Origin of the sequence: Bradyrhizobium neotropicale (assembly GCF_001641695.1) — a bacterium.
GTDB lineage: Bacteria > Pseudomonadota > Alphaproteobacteria > Rhizobiales > Xanthobacteraceae > Bradyrhizobium > Bradyrhizobium neotropicale.
Genome location: NZ_LSEF01000037.1, coordinates 280611 through 295742, shown reverse-complemented (window position 1 = coordinate 295742; position 15132 = coordinate 280611). Strand labels below are relative to the sequence as shown.

The following is a 15132-nucleotide window of genomic DNA, read 5'->3' as shown; positions in this document are numbered from 1 at the left end:
GGAACGCGTGGCCGTCGCGGCAAGCGTCGGCTGCGGCTGCATGAACGGATAGTAGTAGGTCTGCTGCTGCACCGGAGGAGGCGGCGGGCGCCGCACGATGCGGTGCCGCTTCTTCTTGTGCGCGCGGGGCTTGGTCGCCTTGCTTTCCGGCGTGCTGGTGTCGGCCTTGGCCAGCGCGGGCGCATCCTTCACCGTCGTAGTCGCAGGTTCGTTCAGCGCGGCCAACTTGGCCGTCGAACTGTCGCTGGCAGGCGAGGCCAGGGCAGCCGTCGTCTGGGGCGGCTGTGCTTCGGCGACGGCAGCGACCGGCGCCGGCTTGTCCTCGGGAAGGGCAGCCGTGGTGTCGGCCGGGGTGAGCGTGTCAGCGGGAGCCGCGGGCGCGGTCTCCATCTTGGCCGGTTCGGCGGCTGGCGCCTCAGCGGCCGGCGGCGCCACGGCTGTCGGCGCGGCATCGGCGACTTGTTGCGGAGGCTGGGCATTTGTTTCAAGCGTCACCGCGGCCATCTGCTCGGGCTTGGCCTCGACCGCGGGCATGGCGATGGTCGGGACCTGGTCCCGCAGCGATGGCGTGGCCTCGTCGGCCGCCGGCTCCGGCTCCGCGCGCAAGGCGGCGAGGACCGGCTGGGCCGGTGCGGAGCCTTGCGCAAACACCTGCTCCTGCGGACCGTTCCGCCAGGAGGGGTTGTTGACGTACTGCTCATGGCTCGCCCGCAGCAGCGCGGCGGCGCCTAAGCCGAACACCAAGACTGAGGTTGACAGCAGGATCGCGGCAAACAGGAAGCGAAAGCCGGGAAGCATCGAAGGATACGGATTTCCGCCCTGGCGGCTGACCGCCGGGGCCCTTGAGCCATCTGAACGCGGTGACGGTACTGATTGCCGCGTTCGCCACGCGGGGGTCGAAGCTCAAATCGGAGACGAATCAGGCTGATTCGACCATACCGCAACGCTTCCGCGCATTCCCTCAAAAACAAGGCGGAGAACTCCGGCAATCTACGGCTTGATGCGATTTCCGCCCCGTGATGCGCCGGTGCAACGGTCAACCGGGATCACAAATCGCCAAACCGGGCGAAATAAACCTGATGTGTCTTGAATGTGCCGCTATCTTCGGTCATCTGCCCGTTGGCGGTCCGGAAGGGCCTGGGGACTACACAAGAGCGATGATGATCAAACATTTTCTGACGATATGCGCTGCCGCAACAGTCGCTGCGGCGGGAACCTCGCTCGCACAGGCCCAGACGTATCCGGTACAGCAGGCGCCGTCCTATGGTGCTCCGTCCCAATATCGTCCCGGCGACCGCACGCCGAATTTCGACGCGCTGGACGATGATGACGACGCGATGCCGCAGGCGGCGTTGCCGCCGCCTGGCCCCACCGGCCCGGTAATGTCGCCCGACGATCCGCGCTATGGCCGCCCCGCAGGTGCGCCGCCGGTCTATTCAGCCGCCCCGCCGCAAGGCCCGGTGATGTCGCCGGATGATCCCCGTTATGGCCGCCCCGCCGGCGCTCCGACTTATTCAGCCGCGCCGCAGGGCCCGGTGATGTCACCCGACGATCCGCGCTACGGCCGCCGCGATGGCCCGCCTCCGGTGATCTATGCCGACCGTCCGGCCCAGGCGCCTGCCAACGATGGCCTGCGTCCGCCGGAGGCGGTCAACGGTCCCGGCGCGACCGGCGCGGTCGGGCAGCAGCAGCCCGCCATCGGCAGCGACGGCCGTCCGATGACGGTCGCCTCGCTGCCGCCCGAGGAGCAGCCCGACGCTGCGCCGGCGCAGTTGGCGCCGAACCTGCGCCGCCAGGAAGTCGCGTTCCAGACCAAGGAGCCGGCCGGCACCATCGTCGTCGATACTCCGAACACCTACCTCTATTACGTCCTCGGCAATGGCCGCGCGGTCCGGTACGGCGTGCGCGTCGGCCGCGACGGCTTCACCTGGACCGGCGTGCAGAAGATCACCCGCAAGGCCGAGTGGCCGGATTGGCATCCGCCGACGGAGATGATCGAGCGTCAGCCCTATCTGCCGCGCTTCATGGCCGGTGGCCCCGGCAATCCGCTCGGTGCCCGCGCGATGTATCTCGGCTCGACCGTCTATCGCATCCACGGCACCAATCAGCCGTCGACGATCGGCAAGTTCGTGTCCTCCGGCTGTATCGGCATGCTGAACGAGGACGTCTCGGACCTCTTCGATCGCGTCAAGGTCGGCACCCGCGTGGTGGTGATGCCGGGCAACCCGCCAACGGCGACGGCCTCGGCTGCGCCGGCGCCCGGTGCTGCCGCGCAGGCACCGATGGCGGCCCAGGCCGGTCCGGTCGGGGGCACACAGCCGACAGTGGTGCCGCCGCTGCCCGCACCGGTCACCGTGCGCTAAGCGCTTAGCGAGAACTCAGATTACGGAAGGGCGTGCCGCGGGCACGCCCTTTTTCGTTTCAGGTCAGTTTGGTCGGTTCAGGCGAGCTTGCGCGGCAGGTCGCTGCCCTTGGTCCAGGCGTCAATCGCCTCGACCATCTGGCCGTAGTGGATGCGCAGGCCGTCCTCGGTCGCGTAGCCGAGATGCGGCGTCAGCACGAGATTGTCGAGCTTGCGGAAGGGATGATCGACGGGGAGCGGCTCGACTGAGAACACGTCGATGCCGGCGCCCGCGATCTTCTTCTGCTGCAACGCCTCCAGCAGCGCCGCCTCGTCGACGATCGGCCCACGCGCGGTATTGACGAGAAAGGCTGTCGGCTTCATCCGCGCGAGATCCGCAGCGCCGACCAGTCCGCGCGAACGTTCGCTCAGCACCACATGGATGGTGATGATGTCAGCCTTGGCGAACAGATCCTCCTTGCTGGCATAGCCGACGCCGGCCGCCTTGCACTTCTCGGGCGTGAGGTTCGGGCTCCAGGCGATCACGTTCATGCCGAACGCCTTCGCGATGCCCGCCATCTTGCTGCCGAGCTTGCCGAGCCCGACGACGCCGAGCGTGAGGCCCTCGACCTCGACGCCGGCAAAGGTCTGCCAGGGCTCGCCCGCGTGCATGCGCGCATTCTCGCGGCCGATGCCGCGCGTCAGTTCCAGGATCAGGCCCATGGTGAGCGGGGCGGTGGGATCGCGCGAATATTGCGTGCCGCCGATCGCGACGCCACGCGCCTTGGCTGCTTCCATGTCGATCGAGGCGTTGCGCATGCCGGAGGTGAGCAGCAGCTTCAGCTTTGGCAGCGCTTCGAACAGGCTCCGGGGGAATGCGGTGCGCTCGCGCATCGCGCAGATGATCTCGAAGTCGGCGAGCGCGCCGGCCGCGGCCTGCTCGGAGGCGAAGGGATGGCTGAACACGGTGACGTCGACGCGGTCGGCGAGCTTGGGCCAGTCGGCGACGTTGAGGGCGATGTTGAAATAGTCGTCGAGAATTGCACAGCGCAGCCGCGTCATCAGCGTTCATCCATGGCGAGAGGTGGCGGCGCGAGCGGGGGCGCCATCATCGGAACCAGGGCATGGTTGCGCGCAATCAGCGGCGTGCGCAAGCCGCTCGCCTCTTCAAAAATCCGACAGGGGATGAGGCAAGAGGCTCAGAGATCGCGGGGTTTCAGCCGGATCGGCGTATCCATGCCGTGCTTGGCGCGCCAGGCCGGTCCGGGGCCGCGCATGTAGTGCAGCTCGGGGCGATAGGGGTTGAAGGCGGTGGCGAAAAAGCCCTTCCAGAAGCTCTTGATCTCCGCAATGAGGCTGGCGGAACGGCCGGCTTCTGCCGGGACGGAAAAGGAAGTGGTTTCGATCAGAGCCATGACGCAGCCTCATTGTTGTCCCCGCTCGTTCTGCGCGGGTGGCACTTTTTTCAGTGCTGAGGCGAGCTTTGGCCTGCTTTATTAAAAAATGGTTTCAATTGTACGGATCTGTGCCCGCATGGTGTCCATTCCGTATTCATCCGTGGTGAACGGACGGAAAACATTGCCCTTTCGGGGCGGGATCGCTACATCGGCGGCAAGCAAATTTCCTCAAATCGAAGGTTTCACGGGACCGATGGCGCGCCAGTTCATCTATTTCATGCAGGGCCTGACCAAGAGCTACCCGACCCGGAAGGTGCTCGATAACATCCACCTGAGCTTCTATCCGGATGCCAAGATCGGTGTGCTCGGCGTCAACGGCTCGGGTAAGTCGACCCTGCTCAAGATCATGGCCGGCCTCGACAAGGAGTATAACGGCGAGGCCTGGGTCGCCGAGGGCGCCCGCGTCGGCTATCTCGAGCAGGAGCCGCAGCTCGATCCCAAGCTCTCGGTCCGCGAGAACGTCATGCAGGGCGTCGCCAAGCAGAAGGCAATCCTCGACCGCTACAACGAGCTCGCGGTCAACTATTCTGACGAGACCGCCGACGAGATGACCAAGCTGCAGGACGAGATCGAGGCCCAGGGCCTCTGGGATCTCGACAGCAAGGTCGACCAGGCCATGGACGCGCTGCGCTGTCCGCCGGACGATGCCGATGTCACCAAGCTCTCCGGCGGTGAGCGCCGCCGCGTCGCGCTGTGCCGGCTGCTGCTCGACCAGCCCGAGCTCCTGCTGCTGGACGAGCCGACCAACCATCTCGACGCCGAGTCGGTGTCGTGGCTGGAAGGCCATTTGCGCAACTATCCCGGCGCGATCCTGATCGTCACCCACGATCGCTACTTCCTCGACAACGTCACGAGCTGGATTCTCGAGCTCGATCGCGGCCGCGGTATTCCCTATGAGGGCAATTACTCGTCCTGGCTGGTGCAGAAGCAGAAGCGGCTCGAGCAGGAAGGCCGCGAGGATGCCGCGCACCAGAAGACGCTCGCCCGCGAGCAGGAGTGGGTCGCGTCCTCGCCGAAGGCACGCCAGGCCAAGTCCAAGGCGCGCTATCAGCGCTATGAGGAGCTGCTCAAGCAGGCGAGCGAGAAGCAGGCCCAGACCGCGCAGATCATCATCCCGGTTGCCGAACGTCTCGGCGCCAATGTGGTCGACTTCGAAGCCCTCAGCAAAGGCTTTGGCGATCGCCTGCTGATCGACGATCTCACCTTCAAGCTGCCGCCCGGCGGTATCGTCGGCGTGATCGGTGCCAACGGCGCCGGCAAGACCACGCTGTTCAAGATGATCACCAAGCAGGAAACCCCCGACAAGGGCACGATCACGGTCGGCGAGACCGTGCATCTCGGCTATGTCGACCAGTCGCGCGATGCGCTCGAAGGCAACAAGACCGTGTGGGAGGAGATCTCCGGCGGCAACGAGCTGATCCTGCTCGGCAAGAAGGAAGTGAATTCGCGCGGTTACTGCTCGTCGTTCAACTTCAAGGGGGCGGACCAGCAGAAGAAGGTCGGCGCGCTTTCCGGCGGTGAGCGCAACCGCGTGCATCTCGCCAAGATGCTGAAGTCCGGCGCCAACGTGCTGCTTCTCGACGAGCCGACCAACGACCTCGACGTCGACACGCTGCGCGCGCTCGAAGAGGCGCTGGAAGATTTTGCCGGCTGCGCCGTCATCATCAGCCACGATCGCTGGTTCCTCGACCGCATCGCGACCCACATCCTGGCCTTCGAAGGCGACAGCCATGTCGAATGGTTCGAGGGCAACTTCCAGGACTACGAAAAGGACAAGATGCGCCGGCTCGGCCAGGACAGCATCATTCCGCACCGCGTGAAGTACAAGAAGCTGACACGGTGATCTGATCATGATGTGGCGGGCGCTCATCGCTGCGGTGATTGTGGTCACTTGCGGCGGCTCACCCGCCCGCGCCGCTGACGCCGCCTTCACCCAGTTCATCGCTTCGCTCTGGCCGGAGGCACAGGCCGTCGGCGTGTCGCGCGCGACGTTCGACGAGCAGACGCGCGGGCTCGAGCCTGACTACAAGCTGCCTGATTTGATCCTGCCGGGACGGCCCGCGACCGGCGCGCCGTCGCAGGCCGAATTCGTGCAGGTGCCGGCGGACTACATCAAGGAAGCCTCGATAGCGCGGCTTGCGGGCGAGGGGCAGCGGCTGCTGCAAAAATATAGCGCCGCTCTGACGCAGATCGAGAAGAGCTCCGGCGTGCCCGCCACCGTCATGCTCGCGATCTGGGGCCGCGAGACCGACTATGGCCGCTACACGCTGCCCTACGATCTCGTCCGCGTGCTCGCGACGCAGGCCTATGTCGGTCGTCGCAAGGATACGTATCGCAACGAGTTCATCCTCTCGCTGAAAATCCTCGGCGAGGGCGTGGTGACGCGCAAGGACATGCGCTCGTCCTGGGCCGGCGCGACCGGGCTCACGCAGTTCCTGCCGTCCGAATATTACAAGCATGGCGTCGACTTCGACGGCGATGGCCGCGTCGACATCTGGCACTCGGTGCCGGATGCGCTGGCCTCGGCCGCGCAGCAGCTCGTCAACAAGGGCTGGCAGAGCGGCCTGCGCTGGGCCTATGAGGTGCAGGCACCGGCGAAAGTTGATTGCAGCATCGGCGTGCCGGAGGTGACGAAGCCGATCGGCCAGTGGCTGCGCGAAGGTTTTGTGCCGGTGCGCGGGCAAAAATTGAGCGCCGCGGAGCAGGCGCAGCCGGCCTCGCTATTGCAGCCGGAAGGCATTTACGGTCCGGCATTCCTGACCACGAAGAACTATTTCGTCATCAAGGAATACAATTTCTCCGACCTCTATGTGCTGTTCGTCGGCCATCTCAGCGACCGCATGACCAGCCCGCTGCCGTTCGCAACGCCGTGGTCTGCGTCGAAACAGTTGCGGACCAAGGATGTCGAGGCGATGCAGCGCGGACTTACGCGCATTGGGATCTACAAGGACAAGATCGACGGCAAGGCCGGCATGCTCACGCGTGCTGCGCTCGGCGTCTATCAGAAGTCGGCGGGACTGAAGATGGATTGCTGGCCGAGCGAAGAGGTGCTGCGCTCGATCGAGGCGGCGCGCTAGCGAGCCTTACTCTCCCTCAAAGCAAAAAGCCCGGCCGATGTGTTCGGCCGGGCTTCGATCGCGGCGCGTTTGCGCCATGCGATCAGATCAGTAGCAGACGCGAACCGGGCGGATGACCCAGCCGTAACCGTCCCAGTAACGCTGGCGCTGCCAGTAGCAGGGCGCGGGCGGCGGGGGCTCGGCCACATAGACCGGTCCACCATAGGCCGGACGGCTCGACGCGATGGCACCGCCAACGATGGCGCCGCCGATCAGGCCGGCCGCGATGCCGGCGCCGACGCCGTCACCGGCTTTCGCGGACGGAGTGGCGGTCACCAGCGAACCGGCGACCGTCGCAACCGTGAGGGCGGCAACTAAAGTCTTCTTCATGCTCTTGGCTCTCCTGGGAGATGGGACGTTCCTTGTTAGGAACGCCAGGGGTTCAAAGGTTCACGCAGACTCTGATGGAATTGGCCTCTGGGCTAGGAAGCGCGCAAATGGTCAATCCCCGGTAAACGCGCACGGAGCTGTGACGAGAAAAAGCGGTCTTTTTCAGGCCCCGAGATGAACGGCGCCATTAATGAACCGGATTCTCGCGCCTCAGCCGCAGACTCTCACGCGGCGGGAGCGCCAGGCATAGCCGTCCCAGAAGCGCTGCCTCTGCCAGACGCAGCCGCCGTAATAGTCGTCGGCGACATAGCCCGGGCCCGGCGCGTAGTAGCGGGGCGGGTAGTAGCCCGGCTCGTAGTAGCCGTAGCCGGGGCCGGGTCCGTAGTAATACGGAGATGCCAGGGCGCCGCCGACAATGGCGCCGCCGATGATCCCGGCCGCTACGCCTGCAGCGACACCGCGCTGCGCATGGGCCGGAGTCCCGGCAGTCAGGACCAGGGTGGCGACGGCAGCGACGGCCAGGAACGACTTCTTCATAGGGATAACCTTTCACACACGGAACTCTTTGGGGCAAGGTTCCATACTTCGTTTGAATGATCAATGAACGACGGCTCCGCCGGGCACGACGAATGGGTACCTGTCCGGGGAGAAACGATGAGCAACCTGCTGATGAATGCCCTGATCGGCGCCGGGATCGCGGCCGTGATCGGCTATGTCCTGATAACACGTGTGGAGAACAGCGACCGCCGGCGGGCGCGCGCGGGCGGTGGCGCTGATAACAGCAGCGACAGCTATTCCGGAACAAGTGATGGCTTCTCGCTGGGGAGCTGGTTTTCCAGCGACAGTTCGGGCAGCTCGAGCGACAGCGGGAACTGCTCCAGCAGCGACAGTAGCGGTGGCGGAGATTGCGGTGGCGGTGGAGATAGCGGCGGAGGCGGTGGCGGCGATTAGGCCGCATCCGGTCCAATCTTGATCCAGCGCAATACCGCATTTTAGAGCCGTTCTAGGCTCTGTCCGGGTCAGTTTGGAATAGCTTCAAATACCAGTTTTTCCCTTTGCATCCGGACGGCCCGTTAAATATCGATAATGGCGCATCACCGAAGGGCTTGCTGCTTTCCATGATCGTCTGTTCCTGTAACGTGTTGAGCGATGACGACATCCGCGCCGCCGTCGGCGATTCCGACGACGCCATACGTCATGCCAAGCAGGTCTATGGATGCCTCGGCTGCAGCGCCGAATGCGGCCGCTGTGCCCGCACCATCAAGACCATCATCGACGAAGCGCTCGGTCCCTGCGCCAAGGCCTGCTGTGCCGGTTGCCCGCACAATCATCAGGTGGCCGCCAATGACGAGACCGCCAAGCCGGCCGATTTCGCCCTTGCGGCCTGCTGAAAACCTCACCTTCGCCAGCTGAGCTTATCCCCGGCTGCGGCCGCGTGGCCGGTTGCCCTCGTTCCAAAACTGTTTTAGAAGCGTTCTAAATTCGGTTTATTACCGATTTAGCCGCAAGAGCTGGAGTGAATCATGCAGGGCGACGCAAAAGTTATCGAATATCTCAACAAGGCACTGCGTCACGAGCTGACTGCGATCAATCAGTACTGGCTGCACTACCGCTTCCTCGACAATTGGGGCCTCCTGGACATGGCCAAGGTCTGGCGCAAGGAGTCCATCGAGGAGATGGAGCACGCCGACAAGCTCACCGAGCGCATCCTGTTCTTCGACGGTTTCCCGAACATGCAGGTGCTCGATCCCCTGCGCATCGGCCAGAACGTCAAGGAGATCATCGAGTGCGATCTCGCTGCCGAGATGAGCGCGCGAGCGCTCTACCAGGAAGCGGCCACCTATTGCCACAGCGTCAAGGACTACGTCACGCGCGACCTATTTGAGAAGCTGATGAGCGACGAGGAGCACCACATCGACTTCCTCGAGACCCAGCTCGACCTGATCGGCCGCATCGGCCTCGAACTCTACACCCAGAAGCACGTCGGCGGGCTCGAGGGCGAGGGGCATTAAGCCTCGGCGTCGCCGTAGACTCCGCGTTCGCCACACACTCCCATGTCGTCCCGGCCTAGTGCGCAATTGCGCGCGGGGCCGGGACGACATTTTACTTGGTGCGCCAGCTAAAGCTGTGTCTTGTACCGCGCTTCAACCACGTCCTGGCCTTCGGGCTCGCCCAGGCTGGTCTGATCGTGGATCACCTGGCTGATGCTCGGCATCACCGAGCGCTGCACCTTCACATCCGGCGACCACAGCTTCGAGCGCATCAGCGCCTTGCCGCAGTGGAAATAGACTTCGCTGACCGCGACGTTCAGCACCGCGCGCGGCGGCTTGCCGAATTCCACCATCGAGGCGAGCAGGTCCGGATCGGCCGACAGCGTGCCGCGGCCGCCGACGCGCAGCGTCTCGTCGATCCCGGGCACGAAGAACAAGAGATGCACGAAGCCCGAGCCTTCGACGACGTTCCTGAAGCTGTCGATGCGGTTGTTGCCGGAACGATCGGGCATCAGCAGCTGGTTAGGGCCGGCGACATGAACGAAGCCCGTGCCGCCGCCGCGCGGCGAGGCGTCGACGCTGCCGTCGGCGCCTGATGTCGCGAGCACGCAGAACGGGGACATCTCGATGAATTTCTTCGCATGCGCATCGACCGCGGGACGCGCTTTCGCGATTACGCGTGGAGACGGCTTCGGATAGATGGCGGTGAGGTCGTCGGCGCAAAGATCGGTCAAGAGCGTGCCTCCGGATCAGCTTCGCGTCAAACTACCTGATCGGGCCTCCCCAGCCAATCCGCCATGCCGCTCTGCGCTACACCGCATCCGCTGGCACGAAGCAACTGATGATGATGGCGCCGCGGTGGTGGACGTACCACACCACGGCCTGGCCGACCGGGTTGCCGCGGTCGCGGATGATGGCGCGCTCGGGCACCGCCATCCATTGGCCCTCGATCGGCACCCAATAGGTGCCGTCGCGAACGTCGTAATCGGTGCGGTGTCCGTCGGAGATGTCGCAGCAGGGTACGCCGTTCGGCGCCATCACGCTCTTGAACCAGGCGCGGATATCGGGTGGGACGTTGTCGTATTGCCCGTTGTCGAATGCGAGAGCGCTGCTCGCAAGCGCGAGCATAGCGGCCATCCAGAGTGCAAGCCTGCGCATGCGATCCTCCTCATCGCGTGTCACGCTACTCGCGCGCGGTTGTCCCGCCCGTCGATTCGTGTCGTTGACGCGATTAAGCCCGAGCTGCCGTCGCCTTGCATGCTCAAATAATATGCGGCGTCGACGCACCGCACATGATGCGCCGCGAGATGAGGGCGGAACAGTCTGCCGTCCTACATCGCCCGCTGTGGTGCAGTCTGCAGCAATTGCCGGACCTGCTCGGTGTAGAACTTCGCATTGCCGGTGGTGCCGTGGCCGCGCGTCTCGGTGCTCGCGGGGATGAGATACAGGCGCGCGTTCTTGGCCCGCTTCATCGCGGCCTCGGTGAGGCCGGTCTCCGGTGGATTGCGCTCGTCGTCAGCGGAATTGATCAGCAGCAGCGGCGCCTCGATCTGCTCGAGCTTCTCCGAGGCATCGTAATCGTGCGAGGCCTCCCATTGATAGACGAAGTCGTTGGCATCTGCCGTCACCGGCGTTCCGAGTCGCTCGTCGACGATCTTGTCGGCCTTGGCCGCCGTCGGCGCCTGTGATTGGTAGGCCAGCGTTCCGCCGATGCTGGCGATGCCGTAGGCGACGATGGCATATTTCATCATGCGCGGCTGGCTCGTGTAGTTGCCGCCATTGTAGTCGGGATCGTTGCGGATAGTGTCGAGCATGATCCGCCGCAGCATCCAGTTGCGAGCCGCCATCTCGGTGGGCTGGCAGGCCATCGGCACCAGCGCATCCATCGCCTTCGGATATTTCTCGCCCCACAGCCAGGTGTGCATGCCGCCCATCGAATTGCCGATGACGAGCCGCAGATGCTTGACGCCGAGCCCTTCAGTCATGAGGCGGTATTGCGCATCGACCATGTCGGCGTAGTCGTATTTCGGAAAGCTCATCTTCATCCCGTCGGAGAGCTTTGACGATTTGCCGTGACCTATGCCGTCGGGAATGATGATGTAGTATCTCGATGCATCGAGCGGCCGACCGGGGCCAAACATCTCGCCGGCGAAGGCGGGCGTCAGCATGCTCGCGGCCGAGCCGCCCGAGCCGTGCAGCACGAGCACGGGCTGGCCGGTCGGCTCGCCGACGGTGGTGTAGTGCAGCCGCAACTCCGGCATGACCTCGCCGGTGTGGAACTTGAAATCCTTCGCGATCCAGTCGCCTTGTTTCGGCGCCGGATAATCGGCTGCCATCGCTGACATTGAGATCGACAGAAGTGCGGCCGTCAGCGCCGCGCACGAAGCTTTCATGGTTCTCTCCCGCTGCGGCCGCTTCATCCGGGCCGCTTCGCGCGCGATCTTATCAGCGTCGCCCCGCGGATCGAGAGCGGATGCACCGCCGGCCGCCAAAACATTTCGCAGATGGTGCATCGCGCAAGCGGAATATCTCAGCGGCCGGCAGAACGAGCTCATTGGTTCCTGAGAAAGCCAAGCGCGTACCAGCCCCAATAAACCCTGTGGCGCTGGATCAGGCCCTTGTCGATCTCCATGACCTCGACCAGCTCCATCTGGTCGCCATCCGGGGAGAGCCGTGGATATTCCCAGGTGACGATACGGCCATCCGTGAAGAAGCCTTGCTTGAACCGCTTGCGCTGTGGCGGATTGGTCTGGAACACGCGTGCAATGAAGGCGCGCAGATTGTCCTTGCCTTTGACGATACCGGTCGGCGTCTTCATCAGGTGTTGGACCAGCGGGCTTTCGATGGATGCGTCATCGGCATAGAGTGCAAGCGATGCTTCGAGGTCCTTGTTGCCGAGGGCTTCATCCCACAGCTTGCAGATGCGTTCGGCGTCGATTTGGCGTGCTTCGTTGTTCATGATGGTATCCTCCGGATTCGGGGTGACATCGCCTGGGGATCGCAGAGAACGCACCGGCAAAGTTTCACGGAATTCTGAAATGACCGGCTTTGGCGTGGTTGCGATGACGCGGCAGCAGGCCCAGATCAGGGGCGGGAGTTCTTAATGGTGATGGCACGAAGGTCGGTACAATCGGGGTTTTCGCGGCTCACCGAGGCCTTGAGCGATCCCGCGCGCGAGGCCATGGTGAGTGCGCTGTTCGGCGGCAAGGCCCTGCCCGCAGGCGAGCTGGCATCGCTTGCTGGCGTGTCGCCGCAAAGCGCCAGCGCGCACTTGCAGAAGCTGACGGAAGCGCGCCTGCTCTCGGTGTGGCAGCAAGGCCGGTTCCGATACTATCGGATTGCCGACGATGAGGTCGCGGGCCTGATCGAGAACCTCGTCAATGTCGCCGCGAGGGCCGATGATGCCGAACGAACGCGCGGCGTGCCGGCACAGCTACGGCAGTCGCGGACCTGCTATTGTCATCTCGCCGGCCAGCTCGGCGTGGCGCTGCTGGACGGACTGGTGTGCCGAGAATTGATTGCGCTGCGCGGCCGCGAGGGCTCACTCACCGAGAATGGCCTGGCGTGGTGCCGCGCCGAGGCGATCGACGTCAAACCGGGCCGTGATCCGCACATGCGCCTCTGCAACGATTGGACCGAGCGCGTTCCGCATCTGGCAGGCGCGTTTGCCAATGCGATCCTGAAGCGGCTGGTCGAAACGCATGCGCTGACGCCGCATCGCGTTCCACGCGCGCTTCGCCTCACGCCGAAGGGCCGCGCCTTCTTCGCGCGGCTTGGCGTCCCCATTCCGTTCTGACGTGTCGTGTCCGGGTTGCCGGGTGCCGACGACAGCGGCGGAGGCGGCATGTAGCATCGGGCCGACGCCGATCGTCCTTGAACAGAAGCGCCTTTCAGGAGGAACTTATGTGCCGCAACATCAAGACGCTGTTCAACTTCGAGCCGCCGGCGACGGAGGACGAAATCCATGCCAGCGCGCTGCAATTCGTGCGCAAGCTTTCCGGCTTCAACAAGCCCTCGCAGGCCAATGAGGAGGCCTTCAACCGCGCGGTGGCTGAGGTGTCGGACGCAGCGCGGCGGCTGCTGACTTCGTTGCATACCCACGCGCCGGCACGGGATCGCGAGGTCGAGGCGGAGCGGGCGAAGGAGCGTTCGCGCCTGCGCTTCGGCTAGCGGCTCCGCGGGCCGCCGCTCCGTGATCTGGCTCACGGTCTGAAGCGTCTCGCCGCGCGATCATGTTCGCCGGGGGTTTGACAGCCCGGAGTCCGATCATGAGCCGCCCCCTACTTCCGCTGAAAGCAGGTGCCATCGCCTTCACGCTGCTATGGACGGCGTGGATGATGTGGTGGAGCGGCTCGTTCAGCAGCGCCAACCTGATCATCCTGATGCTGTGCGGCGCGGCGGTGGGCTATTTCTGGTATCGCGCCATGCGCTGGCAGTTCGAGCGCATGGGCATGCTGATGCGCAAGGACGACTCATCCTCTTGAGCGAGGCCCGGTATCCCGGCCACGGTGCAGCGCTTTCAGCGCCGTGCTCCGTCCGGGGCAAGGCATGCCGCTAGTCCTTGCCGTGCTTCTTTTTTTTCTTCTTTTTCTTGTGATCGTCGTCGTCGCTGTCGTCGTTGTCATTATCGCCGATCGCGTCGTCCTCGTGCTGCACGGCGGCTTCCAGCGCCGCGCGCTCGGCGGCCTCCTGCTCGCGCTGGCGGCGGCGTTCGTCCCAGGCGTCGAAGAGCTGCTCCAGCCATGGCAGCACCTGCTCGATCGAGGGCAGCTGACCGGGCGGACCCGCTTCGCCGCGCGGGCCCTGCGGTCCGGCCGGCCCCTGCGCTCCGACCGGTCCACGCGCACCGGCCTCGCCCTGCTTGCCCTGCGGCCCGGCCTTGCCGACCGGTCCGGCCTTTCCAAGCGGGCCCGGCTTGCCTTGCGGCCCCGGCTTGCCGCGCGTGCCGTCCGGCCCACGCCGGCCGGGATGGCCCTGCGGTCCCGGCCGTCCCGGCTCGCCCTGCCGCCCACGCGGTCCCTGAGATCCCTGCCGTCTCTGCTCGTCTGCCACGCCTCTGCTCCCTCTACCGGAAGCAAGCTACTTAGCGGCGTTTGACGACAGCAGCAATTCCGCCCGGCGTCTCGACGGGGTTGATCAACATCAATCGGCCCCACGCGGCGCCGTGGCATGGCATGACGTGCCAAAGCAGGCGGGAGCAGTCGATGAGCGCGGGATGGAAAGTCTTCTGGCTGTCGGCCGTCGTCTTGGCCGTTGCACTCGGGCTGGCGCATCTCCTCGTGCCGGATGTCGTGGCGGTCGGCTATNGAGCCGCAGCCGTCCTGGGCGGTGCTGACGGCCTTCTTGCTGCGCGCGATCGAGCTGATCGCGGCCTGGGTCGCGGTCATCGCGTTGTCGATCCAGGCCGGCATGTGGCTGCGTCGGACGCTTCGCCGCGCGGAGTGAGTGCGGCGTCGCGCGTCAGTCGTGATACGCAGGCACCTCGATGCCGGAGGCGGCGTAGATCCTGATCTTGTTGCGCAGCGTGCGCACCGACAGGCCGAGCACGCGGGCTGCGCGGGTGCGGTTGCCGTCGCAGCGGGCGAGTGTCTGGAGCACGAGCTCGCGCTCGACCTCGTCGACGGTCGCACCGATCAGCAGCGGAACGATCTGATTTGGGGCAAGGAATTGCGCGCCCTGCGGCGCGGCGACATGAACAGTGGTCATCAACACACCTCCCGACCAACGCCCGCTTCCGTCGTGGAAAGCGGATCGAGAACAAACGACCCCCAAGCCGTAGATCCACGGTGGGCGGGTTTGGTTAACGAAAGGTTAATTGCAGCGACGGCGCACCAATTGACCCCAGGAATACCGCGAAGCCGCCGCGATTGGCACGAGGTGCATATCGATGTGGACTG

General features: G+C 64.8%; 20 protein-coding genes. 9 read left to right on the top strand and 11 right to left on the bottom strand.

From position 1 onward, the window contains the following. Positions 1-798, bottom strand: a 798-nt coding sequence (locus AXW67_RS40400; RefSeq protein WP_082907862.1) for a hypothetical protein, incomplete at its 3' end; no start/stop codon positions are given. A 362-nt stretch (positions 799-1160) separates the two neighbouring features. Between AXW67_RS40400 and AXW67_RS11965 the strand changes: the two genes are divergently transcribed. Continuing rightward, positions 1161-2363, top strand: coding sequence for a L,D-transpeptidase family protein (locus AXW67_RS11965; RefSeq protein WP_063678059.1), 1203 nt, complete (start codon positions 1161-1163; stop codon positions 2361-2363). Between the two features lie 77 nt (positions 2364-2440). On the opposite strand, the gene AXW67_RS11960 is transcribed toward AXW67_RS11965, so the two are convergent. Both AXW67_RS11960 and AXW67_RS11955 read right to left on the bottom strand, forming a co-directional pair. Continuing rightward, entirely contained in the window at positions 2441-3403 is a 963-nt protein-coding gene (locus AXW67_RS11960) for a D-2-hydroxyacid dehydrogenase family protein (RefSeq protein ID WP_063678027.1), read from the bottom strand. A 137-nt stretch (positions 3404-3540) separates the two neighbouring features. Next, on the bottom strand, positions 3541-3756 hold the full coding sequence (locus AXW67_RS11955; RefSeq protein WP_063678026.1) for a hypothetical protein: 216 nt from the start codon (positions 3754-3756) through the stop codon (positions 3541-3543). Between the two features lie 235 nt (positions 3757-3991). Between AXW67_RS11955 and ettA the strand changes: the two genes are divergently transcribed. Further along, entirely contained in the window at positions 3992-5641 is a 1650-nt protein-coding gene (gene ettA, locus AXW67_RS11950) for an energy-dependent translational throttle protein EttA (protein WP_063678025.1), read from the top strand. A gap of 7 nt (positions 5642-5648) precedes the next feature. After that, positions 5649-6875 carry a lytic murein transglycosylase gene (locus AXW67_RS11945; protein ID WP_063678024.1) on the top strand — a complete coding sequence of 409 codons (1227 nt, stop codon included), beginning with the start codon at positions 5649-5651 and terminating at the stop codon, positions 6873-6875. Positions 6876-6962: 87 nt separating this feature from the next. On the opposite strand, the gene AXW67_RS11940 is transcribed toward AXW67_RS11945, so the two are convergent. Together AXW67_RS11940 and AXW67_RS11935 are read right to left on the bottom strand one after the other, a co-directional pair. Further along, the gene (locus AXW67_RS11940; RefSeq protein WP_027556816.1) at positions 6963-7244 is read right to left on the bottom strand and encodes a hypothetical protein; all 282 of its coding nucleotides are present in this window, start codon (positions 7242-7244) and stop codon (positions 6963-6965) included. Between the two features lie 210 nt (positions 7245-7454). Next, positions 7455-7781 carry a hypothetical protein gene (locus AXW67_RS11935; protein ID WP_027556817.1) on the bottom strand — a complete coding sequence of 109 codons (327 nt, stop codon included), beginning with the start codon at positions 7779-7781 and terminating at the stop codon, positions 7455-7457. 117 nt (positions 7782-7898) lie between these two features. Here AXW67_RS11935 and AXW67_RS11930 point away from each other — a divergent pair, with 117 nt between their 5' ends. The 3 genes from AXW67_RS11930 (at position 7899) to bfr (ending at position 9256) form a co-directional block, all read left to right on the top strand. Beyond that, positions 7899-8195 carry a hypothetical protein gene (locus AXW67_RS11930; protein ID WP_063678023.1) on the top strand — a complete coding sequence of 99 codons (297 nt, stop codon included), beginning with the start codon at positions 7899-7901 and terminating at the stop codon, positions 8193-8195. Between the two features lie 167 nt (positions 8196-8362). Next, positions 8363-8635: a (2Fe-2S)-binding protein gene (locus tag AXW67_RS11925; RefSeq protein ID WP_063678022.1), complete on the top strand. Its 273-nt coding sequence runs from the start codon at positions 8363-8365 to the stop codon at positions 8633-8635. 132 nt (positions 8636-8767) lie between these two features. Continuing rightward, the gene (gene bfr, locus AXW67_RS11920; protein WP_063678021.1) at positions 8768-9256 is read left to right on the top strand and encodes a bacterioferritin; all 489 of its coding nucleotides are present in this window, start codon (positions 8768-8770) and stop codon (positions 9254-9256) included. 107 nt (positions 9257-9363) lie between these two features. On the opposite strand, the gene AXW67_RS11915 is transcribed toward bfr, so the two are convergent. The 4 genes from AXW67_RS11915 to AXW67_RS11900 all read right to left on the bottom strand — a co-directional run bounded on the left by AXW67_RS11915 (position 9364) and on the right by AXW67_RS11900 (position 12194). Continuing rightward, entirely contained in the window at positions 9364-9969 is a 606-nt protein-coding gene (locus AXW67_RS11915; protein ID WP_063678020.1) for a pyridoxamine 5'-phosphate oxidase family protein, read from the bottom strand. Between the two features lie 76 nt (positions 9970-10045). After that, the gene (locus AXW67_RS11910; RefSeq protein ID WP_063678058.1) at positions 10046-10393 is read right to left on the bottom strand and encodes a hypothetical protein; all 348 of its coding nucleotides are present in this window, start codon (positions 10391-10393) and stop codon (positions 10046-10048) included. A 173-nt stretch (positions 10394-10566) separates the two neighbouring features. Beyond that, positions 10567-11628, bottom strand: a complete 1062-nt coding sequence (locus AXW67_RS11905) for an alpha/beta fold hydrolase (RefSeq protein ID WP_063678057.1) — start codon at positions 11626-11628, stop codon at positions 10567-10569. Positions 11629-11786: 158 nt separating this feature from the next. Next, entirely contained in the window at positions 11787-12194 is a 408-nt protein-coding gene (locus AXW67_RS11900; RefSeq protein ID WP_063678019.1) for a nuclear transport factor 2 family protein, read from the bottom strand. A 150-nt stretch (positions 12195-12344) separates the two neighbouring features. Here AXW67_RS11900 and AXW67_RS11895 point away from each other — a divergent pair, with 150 nt between their 5' ends. From AXW67_RS11895 to AXW67_RS11885, 3 genes are all read left to right on the top strand, one after another. Next, complete coding sequence (locus AXW67_RS11895) at positions 12345-13031, top strand: ArsR/SmtB family transcription factor (protein WP_063678056.1); 687 nt, start codon at positions 12345-12347, stop codon at positions 13029-13031. A 107-nt stretch (positions 13032-13138) separates the two neighbouring features. Then, positions 13139-13405, top strand: coding sequence for a DUF2277 domain-containing protein (locus tag AXW67_RS11890; RefSeq protein ID WP_027556825.1), 267 nt, complete (start codon positions 13139-13141; stop codon positions 13403-13405). Between the two features lie 98 nt (positions 13406-13503). After that, positions 13504-13719 (top strand): hypothetical protein, encoded by a 216-nt coding sequence (locus AXW67_RS11885; RefSeq protein WP_063678018.1) that lies wholly within the window; start codon positions 13504-13506, stop codon positions 13717-13719. A 70-nt stretch (positions 13720-13789) separates the two neighbouring features. On the opposite strand, the gene AXW67_RS11880 is transcribed toward AXW67_RS11885, so the two are convergent. Beyond that, complete coding sequence (locus AXW67_RS11880) at positions 13790-14287, bottom strand: collagen-like domain-containing protein (protein ID WP_063678017.1); 498 nt, start codon at positions 14285-14287, stop codon at positions 13790-13792. Between the two features lie 408 nt (positions 14288-14695). Further along, positions 14696-14941 carry a helix-turn-helix domain-containing protein gene (locus tag AXW67_RS11870; RefSeq protein WP_027556829.1) on the bottom strand — a complete coding sequence of 82 codons (246 nt, stop codon included), beginning with the start codon at positions 14939-14941 and terminating at the stop codon, positions 14696-14698. Positions 14942-15132: the final 191 nt, after the last annotated feature.

Coding starts and splice junctions, on each gene's coding strand:
- AXW67_RS11965 (WP_063678059.1), top strand. CDS start 1,161: ATGATCAAACATTTTCTGACGATATGCGCTGCCGCAACAGTCGCTGCG.
- AXW67_RS11960 (WP_063678027.1), bottom strand. CDS start 3,403: ATGACGCGGCTGCGCTGTGCAATTCTCGACGACTATTTCAACATCGCC.
- AXW67_RS11955 (WP_063678026.1), bottom strand. CDS start 3,756: ATGGCTCTGATCGAAACCACTTCCTTTTCCGTCCCGGCAGAAGCCGGC.
- ettA (WP_063678025.1), top strand. CDS start 3,992: ATGGCGCGCCAGTTCATCTATTTCATGCAGGGCCTGACCAAGAGCTAC.
- AXW67_RS11945 (WP_063678024.1), top strand. CDS start 5,649: ATGATGTGGCGGGCGCTCATCGCTGCGGTGATTGTGGTCACTTGCGGC.
- AXW67_RS11940 (WP_027556816.1), bottom strand. CDS start 7,244: ATGAAGAAGACTTTAGTTGCCGCCCTCACGGTTGCGACGGTCGCCGGT.
- AXW67_RS11935 (WP_027556817.1), bottom strand. CDS start 7,781: ATGAAGAAGTCGTTCCTGGCCGTCGCTGCCGTCGCCACCCTGGTCCTG.
- AXW67_RS11930 (WP_063678023.1), top strand. CDS start 7,899: ATGAGCAACCTGCTGATGAATGCCCTGATCGGCGCCGGGATCGCGGCC.
- AXW67_RS11925 (WP_063678022.1), top strand. CDS start 8,363: ATGATCGTCTGTTCCTGTAACGTGTTGAGCGATGACGACATCCGCGCC.
- bfr (WP_063678021.1), top strand. CDS start 8,768: ATGCAGGGCGACGCAAAAGTTATCGAATATCTCAACAAGGCACTGCGT.
- AXW67_RS11910 (WP_063678058.1), bottom strand. CDS start 10,393: ATGCGCAGGCTTGCACTCTGGATGGCCGCTATGCTCGCGCTTGCGAGC.
- AXW67_RS11905 (WP_063678057.1), bottom strand. CDS start 11,628: ATGAAAGCTTCGTGCGCGGCGCTGACGGCCGCACTTCTGTCGATCTCA.
- AXW67_RS11900 (WP_063678019.1), bottom strand. CDS start 12,194: ATGAACAACGAAGCACGCCAAATCGACGCCGAACGCATCTGCAAGCTG.
- AXW67_RS11895 (WP_063678056.1), top strand. CDS start 12,345: ATGGCACGAAGGTCGGTACAATCGGGGTTTTCGCGGCTCACCGAGGCC.
- AXW67_RS11890 (WP_027556825.1), top strand. CDS start 13,139: ATGTGCCGCAACATCAAGACGCTGTTCAACTTCGAGCCGCCGGCGACG.
- AXW67_RS11885 (WP_063678018.1), top strand. CDS start 13,504: ATGAGCCGCCCCCTACTTCCGCTGAAAGCAGGTGCCATCGCCTTCACG.
- AXW67_RS11870 (WP_027556829.1), bottom strand. CDS start 14,941: ATGACCACTGTTCATGTCGCCGCGCCGCAGGGCGCGCAATTCCTTGCC.